Origin of the sequence: Nocardia cerradoensis NBRC 101014, from assembly GCF_000308535.1 — a bacterium.
In the GTDB taxonomy this organism is placed as follows: Bacteria; Actinomycetota; Actinomycetes; order Mycobacteriales; family Mycobacteriaceae; genus Nocardia; species Nocardia cerradoensis.
The window spans coordinates 1-10,825 of the sequence record NZ_BAFW01000342.1 but is presented as its reverse complement, the minus strand read 5'-3'; the positions used below and the strand labels follow the sequence as shown (position 1 = coordinate 10,825).

General features: G+C 68.6%; 11 protein-coding genes. 5 read left to right on the top strand and 6 right to left on the bottom strand.

From position 1 onward, the window contains the following. The 4 genes from ON23_RS29255 to ON23_RS29240 form a co-directional block, all read right to left on the bottom strand. The coding region (locus ON23_RS29255; protein ID WP_051043530.1) for a hypothetical protein at positions 1–715 on the bottom strand (715 nt) is incomplete at its 3' end. 48 nt (positions 716–763) lie between these two features. Next, on the bottom strand, positions 764–2,698 hold the full coding sequence (locus ON23_RS29250) for a UvrD-helicase domain-containing protein (RefSeq protein ID WP_039782270.1): 1,935 nt from the start codon (positions 2,696–2,698) through the stop codon (positions 764–766). A gap of 142 nt (positions 2,699–2,840) precedes the next feature. Next, positions 2,841–3,638, bottom strand: a complete 798-nt coding sequence (locus tag ON23_RS29245; protein ID WP_039782269.1) for an SDR family NAD(P)-dependent oxidoreductase — start codon at positions 3,636–3,638, stop codon at positions 2,841–2,843. Beyond that, positions 3,635–4,111 (bottom strand): nuclear transport factor 2 family protein, encoded by a 477-nt coding sequence (locus ON23_RS29240; RefSeq protein WP_039782277.1) that lies wholly within the window; start codon positions 4,109–4,111, stop codon positions 3,635–3,637. Before ON23_RS29240 ends, ON23_RS29245 begins: the two co-directional genes overlap by 4 nt. Positions 4,112–4,374: 263 nt before the next feature. Here ON23_RS29240 and ON23_RS29235 point away from each other — a divergent pair, with 263 nt between their 5' ends. Both ON23_RS29235 and ON23_RS29230 read left to right on the top strand, forming a co-directional pair. Next, a complete protein-coding gene (locus tag ON23_RS29235) occupies positions 4,375–5,199 on the top strand; it encodes an SGNH/GDSL hydrolase family protein (RefSeq protein WP_051043529.1) in 825 nt (274 codons plus the stop codon). Between the two features lie 106 nt (positions 5,200–5,305). Continuing rightward, the gene (locus ON23_RS29230) at positions 5,306–6,436 is read left to right on the top strand and encodes an ImmA/IrrE family metallo-endopeptidase (protein ID WP_051043528.1); all 1,131 of its coding nucleotides are present in this window, start codon (positions 5,306–5,308) and stop codon (positions 6,434–6,436) included. On the opposite strand, the gene ON23_RS29225 is transcribed toward ON23_RS29230, so the two are convergent. Both ON23_RS29225 and ON23_RS29220 read right to left on the bottom strand, forming a co-directional pair. After that, positions 6,433–7,287, bottom strand: coding sequence for a TIGR03621 family F420-dependent LLM class oxidoreductase (locus tag ON23_RS29225; protein WP_039782267.1), 855 nt, complete (start codon positions 7,285–7,287; stop codon positions 6,433–6,435). The genes ON23_RS29230 and ON23_RS29225 overlap by 4 nt on opposite strands. Before the next feature lie 19 nt (positions 7,288–7,306). Then, the gene (locus ON23_RS29220) at positions 7,307–8,368 is read right to left on the bottom strand and encodes a mechanosensitive ion channel family protein (RefSeq protein ID WP_245556175.1); all 1,062 of its coding nucleotides are present in this window, start codon (positions 8,366–8,368) and stop codon (positions 7,307–7,309) included. Positions 8,369–8,697: 329 nt separating this feature from the next. Here ON23_RS29220 and ON23_RS29215 point away from each other — a divergent pair, with 329 nt between their 5' ends. The 3 genes from ON23_RS29215 to ON23_RS29205 all read left to right on the top strand — a co-directional run bounded on the left by ON23_RS29215 (position 8,698) and on the right by ON23_RS29205 (position 10,642). Beyond that, the gene (locus tag ON23_RS29215) at positions 8,698–9,105 is read left to right on the top strand and encodes a DUF1707 SHOCT-like domain-containing protein (RefSeq protein ID WP_039782264.1); all 408 of its coding nucleotides are present in this window, start codon (positions 8,698–8,700) and stop codon (positions 9,103–9,105) included. An 83-nt stretch (positions 9,106–9,188) separates the two neighbouring features. Next, complete coding sequence (locus tag ON23_RS29210; RefSeq protein WP_218001131.1) at positions 9,189–10,106, top strand: helix-turn-helix domain-containing protein; 918 nt, start codon at positions 9,189–9,191, stop codon at positions 10,104–10,106. A gap of 2 nt (positions 10,107–10,108) precedes the next feature. Continuing rightward, a complete protein-coding gene (locus ON23_RS29205) occupies positions 10,109–10,642 on the top strand; it encodes a dihydrofolate reductase family protein (RefSeq protein WP_039782271.1) in 534 nt (177 codons plus the stop codon). The last annotated feature ends 183 nt before the right edge of the window (positions 10,643–10,825 follow it).

Below are 10,825 nucleotides of genomic sequence, written 5' to 3'. Positions count from 1 at the left end.
CCGCGACCGCTCCCACCGCGGCCGGACCGCCGAAGTGGAGCAGCTGGTCGCTGAGGCGTTCGCCCGACAGTTGCGTGCCGAACAGAAACTCCGGGTCCGGGGTGGCGTAGTTCTGCCGCCGGGAATTCAGGTCGACGCCCGTGGTCGCGACCGTCGCCAGCACATCGCAGCGGGCTCGGGCGGCCGTGTCGGTGCGCATATCGCAGGCGGCGTGCATGCGACGCTGCAGGGTCGCGTCGATGGCCTGGCGCGCCCACGGCTGCAGCGGTTGCTGCCGCTGTTCGGCGTACCGCAGCATGTCGTAGCCCAGGTCGTGTGCCTTGCAGGCCTCGGTGAACTCCGCGGGCAGCTGGATCGGCGACGAGCAGTCCCCGTCGGGATCGACCAGAATCCCGTTCTCGACCACCGGACGATAGCCCGCCTCGGCGGCGAAATCAGCGGGCAGGGCCACCGCCCACGGGTGGTCGCCGACCAGATCGGTGACCGCCGCGCGGGCCGGCGCGTTCTCCACACCCGGCTTAGCCACCGCCGCCGAGGCGGGCATGGCGGGCGCGAAGGCCAGCGGCACCATGGCGGTCATCACCGCCAGCATCACCGAGACGACCACCTGGCGGACCTTGCCCAGGCGTCGTGGCCGGCGATCTCGGGCGGGTGCGGTGGGCGTCGATTCCGGCAGGGCGTGCGGCCCCGCCGAACCCGGGGATGCGTCGGTCATGGATGCCGAAGGTAACCGATTCAGCTGAGAAAGACCGACTCGTGGGCCTCAATCCTTCATCAGCCCGATCCAGATGTGGTCGCGGGCGCGGGTCAGTGCCACCATGGTCTGCCGTGCCGCCAGCTCCGCCCGGTCGCGCTCGCCGCCGCGCAAACGATCGACGGGTGCGGTCGGCGCGTCGGTGAGGTGGAACACCGCGGCGAAGTCCATCCCCTTGGCACGATGCACGGTTCCCACCTTCACCGCATCGTGCTGGGTGCCGTCGTAGTGTTCGAGCGAGACCGCCGAGATTCGCTTGCGGCGCAGTGCTGCGCGGACTCGCTCGGCCTGGCGGTTGGTGTCGGTGATCACGGCGATGTCGGAATGCGGATATCCGGAGTCGGTCAGGGCCGCGATCACCTTCTCCTCGGCCCTCGACCGCGAGAAGGTTTCCGAGCGGGCGGTACCGCCCGGCAATACGACCTCGCTGTCGCGCAGCACGAAGCCCGGTGCGCCGTCGAGGTCGTCGACCGTATTCGTGGCATCGACCCGCTTGGCGTAGTCGTGCACGGCCGCGCGGTTGCGGTAGTTGGTGCGCAGTACCGCGCCGCGGCCGACGATCGGGATGCCGGCATCGGACAGCCGCCAGCCGCCGGGATAGACCTGTTGCTGGCCGTCGCCGACCAGCAACAGCGGCGAGGTGGAGGTGCCGCCGGCGATCTGGTGGACGAGTTTGAGTTCCATCAGGGTGAAGTCCTGGACCTCGTCGACCACCACCAGGTCGTAGGGTGCGTCCAGCGGCGCGGCGCGCAGTTCGTCGATCGCCAGATCGATCACGTCGTTGAAATCCACCGTCGCGAGGTCCTGCAGCGCCGCCTGATACGGCAGGTACAGGTGAGCCCAGACCAGCTCGCGGTGAGTTTTGTCCAGCCGCAGGCCGTTTCGGCCCACCCGGTCGATCTTCAGATAGAGGTCGCGATCGATACCTTGGCCCTTGATGACCCGATGCAGTTCGTCCTTCCAGTAGCTGGGATTCGGTTCGAGGGGTTCGAGGTGGCGGCGGGCGTTGCGCCAGGCGTGATAGAAGGCGTTGTCGCCGCTGCCCAGGCGGCAGCCGATATCGCGGCTGCGCAGAAAATGGGTGGTCCAGGAGTGGAGTCCGGTGAACTCCACCCGCTCACCCACATGCGGCGCGAGACGCCGGAATCCCGATTCGTGATAGGTCGGCAGCGTCCGCACGAAACTGGTGAAGAGCTGGCGCCCGGCGCCTTCCTTGGACAGCCGTGCCATGCGGTGCAGGGCGACGACGGTCTTCCCGGTGCCCGCCGGACCGCTGAATCGCGCGGGGCCGTTGTAGTTTCGGTAGACGAGGTCGAGTTGGGCCGGGTCGAGAAATGTCATCCATTCGCTGAAAGGTCGCTTCAACGCCCGCGCTCGTTCGTCCGCACGCAGTGTCGTCGTCTCGAAAAGCCCTTCGGCGGGCGGGGTTTCGGGCACCGCGGTGCTGTCGGCGGACAGCAGTGCGAACCAGGTGTTGCGTTCGGCCACCGTCATCGCGATCTGCCGGGCGCTCCGGCCGGACAGACGCGCTTCGGCGAACAGCCGCGCGGCGATGGTGGCCGGGTCGACCGCGACGTAGCGGGCCTCGACCGGAGTGTCGGCCGCCTCCTCCATCAGCAGCAATACCTCGATCATATGCGGCACGTACCGGGTGCGGCCCGCGGTGAGATTCGCGAACGTCTCCTCCGCACGCCACCGGATCCGGCGCAGTTCCGCGGCGGACGGCACCACGTCGGTGAGGACCAGGGCGAAGACGCCGCCCGGGCCGACGGTATAGGCGTCGAAGCGATCCGAGCGGCTGTTCTCGCGTTCCACGAGCACATGCCAGCCGTTGCGCATCAACGGCACCGAGAGAAATCGACGCCAGGCCGGCGTGAGTACGGTCAGTTCGCCGAGCTGTTGCGCCACTCTGTGACGACGCCGCTCGAAGTCGATATCGGCCATCACGGGCCCCCTTACCGGCGTAGCCGGGCGGGTCCGTGGTGGAGCCGCCACACCCCTGGCTACCAAAACCTGTGTCTTTCAAGGTATTACATCGCGCGAGGGAGTGCAGAGGATACGGCCGGAGAAGGTCGGCGGCAGCGGTCTACATCGGCCGATTCCGTTCGGCGGCATCGAGATCCGGCGCCCAGGCGACGCCGTTGATGTGGCTGCCGCCGTCGACGAACAGGGTGTTCCCGGTCAGGTAGCGCGAGTCGTCGGAGGCGAGGAATACGACCACGGGCGCGATGTCGTCGTACGGATCTCCGATGCGGCCCATGGGGTTCGCCGCATCCGCCATCGCTTCCATCTCGGGATGTTCGCCCAGTACGCGCAGGAAGCTACGGCTCTTGGCGGCCGGGCAGACCGCGTTCACCGTGACGCCGGTGGGTGCCCACTCGCGGGCGGCGGTGCGGGTCAGGGCGCGCAATGCCTCCTTGGCGGCGTTGTATTCGAGCGAACCCATGTGCGCGTTGACGCCGTTGAGGCTGCACATGTTCACGACACGCCCCCACCCACGGCTCTGCATATGTGGAAAGGCGGCGCGCATGGCCCAGAACGGGCCGTAGTAGCCCAAGGCGATGCCGTGCGCGAGTTGTTCGTCGGATTTGTTCTCGACGCGGCCGATCGTTCCTCCGCCCCAGGCGTTGTTGACCAGCACGTCGATGGATCCGTACTCGGAAACCGCTGTCCGTACGACGTTGTCGACGTCGTCGCGGTGGCGGATGTCGGCCGCGACGAATCGGCCGCCGATCTCGCCGGCGACCGCGCGGCCCGAGGTTTCGTCGAGGTCGGTGATCACCACGCGCGCGCCTTCGTCGGCGAACCGGCGGGCGATCCCCGCGCCGATTCCGGCGGCGGCGCCGGTCACCACCGCGACCTTGCCGGCGAGTCGTCCGCTCATCGCGCCACGCCCTCGATTCCGGCGGTCAGCAGTTCGCGGGCCGCGGGATCACCGTCGACCGTGCGGGTGGTGCGGGCGGTGATCTGCCAGCGGCCCTCGATCCGGCGCAGGGTGAAGTGGTTGGCGCCGGTGCGGGCCACGACATTGCGGCCGTTGTGCTGGACCACGAGGACGGATTCGCAGACCGCGACCGCCTCGTCACCGTCGACGGTGACCACCGCCGGACCGTGGAAATGCAGGCAGCCCCGCCCGATGAGCCCCTGATGGGCGTCGGAGCCGACCATCGCGGCCACATCGGCACGGCCGCGCATCTGCCAGTCCTCGACGTCGTAGGTGCCCTCGGCGGACCACAGCTCGGCGGCGGCGGCGTTGCCCGCGTCGACCAGCGGGCCGTACGAGGCGATCATCCGCTCGATCGCGCGTTCGTCCTCGATCCGGGCGAGACGTCGGTGCAGTTCGGCCAGTTCGGTCACGGCGAAATCCTTCCGATGGACAGGCGGCCGGACATATCCGGCGGTGGTCCGGCCCACTCGGTCGAGTAATAGCGCACGCCCGGGTGAGGCGGTGCCGTCGTTCCGGCCATCGGGACCGGGCGAGGCGTTCCGGTGGCGCGGATCACCGCGGCCCTGCCACGCCGATTCGGCCGAACAGCGCCGATGTAGCCTGATCGGCCGGTGGCGACTGCCCGCGGGCCGCCGCCGCCCGCACCACCCTCTTCACGTCCCGGAGGTCTGCCATGACGTTGTCCTCGCCGCATTCGGACGGTCCGGCGGCATCGCCGAACCGCTACGAACGCTTCGTCGCGTTGGGCGACAGCCAGACCGAGGGGCTGTGGGACGGCGACGACGGCACCGGTCTGCGCGGGTGGGCCGATCGGCTGGCCGAGCGCCTGGCTCAGGACAATCCGGAGATCCGGTACGCCAATCTGGCGGTGCGTGGTCGCCGCCTCGCGCAGGTCCGGGACGAACAACTCGACGCCGCCCTGGCGATGGATCCGGATCTGGTCGGCATCTGCGCGGGCATGAACGATGTGACCGCACCCGGCACCGATTTCGCCGCCGCACTGGACCTCATGGAGGAGCTGTACGCGAAGCTGACCGCCTGCGGCGCAACGGTGGTGACGACCACCTTTCCCGATGTGCGCCGCATCGTGCCGCTGGCCGCCCGCTACATCGGGCCGCGCGTGGACCTGATCAACGATCGAATTCGCCTGTGCGCGAGCCGGTACGACCTGCGGCTGGTCGATCTGTTCGGCGCCGCGTCGATGGTCGATCTGCGCATGTGGAGCGCGGACCGGCTGCACGGATCCGAATCCGGTCACGAACGCTTCGCGCTGGCCGCCGCCGAGGCACTGGGCCTCGACGGCGCCGATCACAGCTGGGCCCTGCCACCGGACGGCTCCGAGCGTTTCCGCGCGGCCGGCGCGGTCGGCGAACTCGCGTGGGTGGCAGCGACATTGCGCCCGTGGGTGTGGCGGCGGCTGCGTGGCGTGTCGACCGGTGACGGCCGACTGGCGAAACGGCCTGAACTGTTGCCGGTCATGCCGGCCGGAATGTCCTGAATGGCCGAAGGATTCGCCGCCCAGCAGTTTGTCCGCTTCGCCGGAAACCGAATTTTTTCTCGGGTCGGATCCCCCGCAGCGACCGGCGATGCGGTAAACAATTCGGGTGGACAGTGACGGTCGGCAGGACCGACGCGGGCTGAAACTCCTCACCGAACGGGCCGGCGAGCCGTTCGGGTTCGTCGCCTCGGCGTTCGAGCCGATACGGCTGACGCAGGCGCGGCGCTGGGCCGAACTGTCCGTCGGCGAACTCGCGGCCGCGGCAGGCTTGTCCGCCGCGGTCGTCGAACAGTACGAGATCGGCGCCGTACAGCCGGATCCGGACGTTCCGGCCGATTTGGCCAGGGCGTTGAACGTCCCCGTCGACTACTTCGCCACCGGACGCCCGATGTGCCGGATCGACGCCGCGGACCTGCATTTCGACGATCCCGGTTCGGCCACCGCATCCGATCGGGCGAAGGCGGTGGCGTTCGCGGAATACCTCTGGGAGTTGGCGTACGCGCTGGCCTGCCGAATGCGGTTCCCGGCGCTCGACCTCCCCGCCCTCGACGAGGGAGCAGAGCCCGCCGACGCCGCGCGCCTGCTCCGCGACCACTGGGGCATCGCACCGGGTCCGCTGGCCCATCTCGGCGCGACACTCGAATCGCGCGGCATCGTGATGGCTTTCGCGCCGGCGACGAGTGCGGCCATGGCTCGGGTCGGCACCTACGCCGCGCACACCTGGGGGCGCGCGCTGATCGTCGTGGCCGCCCGGCACACCCAATGCGTCTACGGCTACCGGTTCGCGTGTGCGCGCGCACTCGGCCATCTGCTGCTGCACCCCTGCCCACTGCCGGGAGACCGGACTCAGGCGGAGGAGGCCGACCGGTTCGCCACCGAACTGCTGGTTCCCGCCGATGACATGGACCAGCTGTTTCCGTCGCCGATTCACTTCCCCAGCCCGGCGGCGCTGGCACGGCAGTGGGGTGTGCCGATTGAGGTGATCAGGCGGATCGGCCGGGAACGAGGGCCGCGAATGCACATCCTCGAACCGACCCGGACGTGGGATCACGACCGTGAGCCGGTCGCCGGATATCCCGGCGAGGCCCCCGGATTGCTCGCGGAAGCCGTGGCGCGGGCGCGCAGCGCGGGGTTCGGGCGCGCCGAACTCACCGACGAACTGCGATGGACCTCATGGCTTCTCGCGGAAGTCCTCGGCGAGGCGCAGGTCGGTCCGCATCTGTCGGTCGTGCACTAATCCCGCACTTCCCGCATCACCTTCGCGAACGCCTCCATCGCGGGCTCCAAGACGGTGACATAGGAAAATCCGTACCGTTCCCGGCGTTCGCGCACCTGATCGGCCATCTCGGCGGGCGTGCCGATCAGCAGGGTCGGCGCGTCCAGCACCTCGGCGACGCTCAAATGATCCATCTGCGCGGCGATCTCGGTGGCGGCGACCGTGCGGTCGGTGGTTTCGACGACCTGCTGGACCAGGATGTTGAATTCCGGATCGCGGTCGTATTCGGTGACGAAACGCCGTGCCGCGGCGACACGATCGTCGACCGTCTCGGCGCTGGACAGGCGCATCGAGCCGTCGGTGGCGCCCGGGACGGATTCGCCACCGGTGAACGCGATGATGTCGGCGTGGCGGGCGGCCAGCCGCAGCATCCGGTTACCGCTGCCACCCAGCAAGATCGTGGGATGCGGTTCGGGCAGCAGGCGCCGGAGTTCGGTCAGCGTCTTCTCGAGGTGGTCGACCCGGCTCCGCGGCGTGCCGAAATCGATGCCGGCTTCCTCGAATTCGTCTCGCACATAACCGGTTCCGAGGCCGAGCTCGAGCCGGCCGCCGGTGAGCCGGTCGGTGCTGACCACATCACGGGCCAGCAGAACCGGGTTCCAGAACGCGGCATTCAGGACGAAGGTACCCACCCGCGGGCGTTCCGCGGCCTGCGCGGCGGCAAGCACCGACGGGAAGGGCGCCGGGAGTTCCAGGTGGTCGGGAACCAACAGCACGTCGTAGCCGAGCGATTCGGCCCGCCGGCATTTCGCGGCCCACTCGTCGGCGGACCCGGGATTGAGGAAGTTGACTCCGAAGCGGAATTCGCGCACTCCACGACTCTATAGGCGGCTACTCGGCCATCGCATGTTCGCGCTCCACCACGCTGGTCGGGATCTTCGGCAGGGCGTTCGGGTGTTCGTTACGCAGCCAGTCCAGCAATTCCTCGCGCACCGCGCAGCGCAGCCTCCACACGTCGTCGGCATTGCGGGCCGACATGGAGGCGCGGACCTGGATGCCGAAGGGGGTGCTGTCGGTGACCAGCAGATTCCAGCTGCGGCCGTCCCAATCGTCCCGGGTGCGCAGATAGTCGCGCAGATGTTCCCGCAGTTCGGCCACCGGCGTGCTGGTATCCAGGTAGAGGAAGACCGTGCCGGTGATCTGCGGGCCGCCCTTGGACCAGTTCTCGTACGGCTTGGAATTGAAGTACGAGACCGGCATGGTGAGACGGCGGTCGTCCCAGATGCGCACGGTGAGAAACGACAGCGTGATCTCCTCGACCGTGCCCCACTCGCCCTCGACCACCACGGTGTCGCCGATCTTCACCGAATCACCGAACGCGATCTGCAGGCCGGCCACCAGATTGCCCAGCGTCGACTGCGCGGCGACACCGGCGATCACGCCGATGATGCCGGCCGAGGCCAGCAGTGAGGTGCCGAGGGTGCGCAGGTTCGGGAACAGCAGCAGGATCGCGACCGCCGCGGTGGTGACCGCCAGCACCGTGGTGATGATGCGCCGGACCAGGGTCAGCTGCGTATGCAGCCGCCGCACCTTGGCGATGTCGTTGGTGCGGTGAGCGTATTTGTCCAGCGTGTTCTCGGCGACCGCGTCGACGGCGCGCATCACCACCCAGGCGGCGGACAGGATCGCCACCGCGGCGAGGATGTTCAGCACGACCGCGTCGTGGCGCAAGTTGATCTCCGCCAGCGGATAGGTGAAATGCAGGGCTATCGTCGCCAGGAACACCTGTAGCGGCAGGTGGATGCGACGTAGTAGACCGGGCAGTCGGTTAGCGGGATGCTTCTGCGCGGCGTGACTCAACAGACGGTCGACCGCCGCGCCGATCGAAATGGTGACCGCGAGTGTCGCGGCGAAGACCACCAGCGGTCGAAGTACCTCCTCCAAGGCGTCCAACTCCTCGCGACGGCTGTATCTCGGGCTTGCTCGTATCTCGGGCTTTCAGCCACGCTACCGAGCGGAACCGCAGCTCGCCGCCGCTCGCGGCTGTGCGAAATCCGACACTTTCGCGACCTGCGCCGATGCGGTGAATAGTGTTTCACGGCAAGGCTTCCGGGTATTTTCCCCTGCTCGTCGGGAGGACTCCGGCACCGTCCGCGCGGGCGGTCCGCGCCGGATCCGCCGGGAAGCGTAGCCGCGGATACGCCCGCGGGCGCAGGCACGATTCGCCGAAGCGTCCTACGCTGGGTGCATCGTGATTTCGTTTCCCCGGTGAGGCGGTTGCCATGACCGATTTCGACCCCGCGGTGTTCGGATCGCCGAGCGTCCGCGTCGGCACGGCCGAACGTGAACAGGCCGCGGCCGCCCTCGGCGACCATTTCGCGGCCGGACGCCTCGAGCTCGACGAATACGACGAGCGCGTGAGTCGCGCCTACGCCGCGAAGACCGCCGCCGACCTGATCGTCCTGTTCACCGACCTGCCGCGTCCGCAACCCGCCCCGCCGGCTCGGCCGCAGCGAGCCCCCCGCCGCGCGCGCCCGGTGTTCCCGGCGCTGCTGCTGGCCGCCGTGGTGGTCGCGGTCGTGATCGTCGCCACCACCCACATGATTCCCTTCTTCGTCTTCCCGGCGCTGTTCTTCCTGTTCATCCACCACCGCCGCGGATACGGCCCCCGCCGGCATTACCGGGTGTGAATCCACGGCGCGCAGCCGGTTCGCGCGGACATGCGCAAGATCGGTCAAGCGCGACATGACCCGCGCCGACCACACTGAACGGTGTGACGACCGGACGTGACCGATTACGGGAACTGCTCGACTCCGTTCTCGACGAGAACAACACCACGCTGAACGCGATGGCGCAGGGCGCGTTCGTCTCGCCCTATCACTTCTCCCGGCAATTCTCGCGCGGCACCGGCGAGTCGCCGGTGGCGATGCGGCGGCGGGTGCTGCTCGAACGCGCCGCCTGGCAGCTGAGTGGCGGCGCGGCGGTGACCGATGTGGCCTTCGCCGCCGGATACGACTCGGTGGAGGGGTTCAGCCGGGCCTACAGCCGCGCCTACGGACATCCGCCGAGCGCGACGCCGGCCACCGCCCGCACCCGCTGGCTCCCCGCGGTGAACGGGATCCATTTCCACCCGCCGATGTCGCTGTGGGTGGAGGGCGAACCGAAAGGCAGACACGATATGGATCCGACGTCGCTGCTGCTGCACCACGACGTGGAGGACACGCGTGAACTCCTCGACATGGCGAAGGGCCTCGACGAGCACCGGTACCGGCGACAGCGTTCGTCGGCGGCGGTGCTGGCGTGGGACGGCCCGGACGCGTCGATCGCGACCGTCTTGGCACACCTGGTATGGACCAAACAGGTGTGGCTGGCCGCCATCGCGGGCACCGATCAACCCGACCGCGGATCCGACGACCTCCGCGAGCTGACACGGCGATTCGAGGAGACGGTGCCGCGATGGCTGGATACCGTCCGCGACATCGACCGTCGCGGCGGCTGGGACGACACCCTGATCGACGCACTCTGCGAGCCGCCCGAAAGTTTCGTTCTCGGCTCCGTGATCGCCCACGTGCTCACCTATTCGGCCTACCGGCGACTGCTGGTACGCCAATGGATCGACAGCGAATTCCCCGATCGGACAACCGAACACGACAACGGCGACCCCATCATGTGGTTGCGCAAGAGAGGATGACCATGCCCCGCACCGTGTACTACACCGCCACCACCCTGGACGGATTCATCGCCACGCCCGACCATCGATTGGACTGGCTGCTGACCCGGCAGGTCGACAACGACGGACCGATGGGGTATGACACGTTCATCGCCGACATCGGCGCCATCGCCATGGGCGCCAACACCTATCGGTGGATCCTCGACAACCATCCCGATATGGAATGGCCGTACTCGATGCCCGCGTGGGTCTTCACCCATCGTGACTTCGATCCGCGCACCGACGGGGCCGACGTGCGGTACACGCAGCAGCCGATCACCGTGGTGCACAAGGAGATGACCGAGGCCGCGGCGGGCAAGAGCCTCTGGATCGTCGGCGGCGGCGAGCTGGCGGGACAGTTCGCCGACCACGGATTGCTGGACGAAGTGTGCGTATCGATCGCGCCGATCACACTCGGGGCAGGACAGCCACTGCTGCCCCGCCGGGTCGAGATGAAGCTGACCGAACTGGCTCGCAACGGTGAATTCGCCTGTGCCCGTTACGCTATCGTCCGTTAGGTGATACCGCGGGTGCACGGTCGCTACGCCGGCTACGCGACCGTCACCCGCCCTGAGCCGGAGGAACGCGCGCACATCCACCGGACGAGGTGGGCGTGCGCGCGGCGCTCACCCGGGTCAGGCGCCGGGCGGCGGGGGCAGGGGGCGGCCGTCGGGGCCGGTCGGCGGCGGGCAGGGCTTACC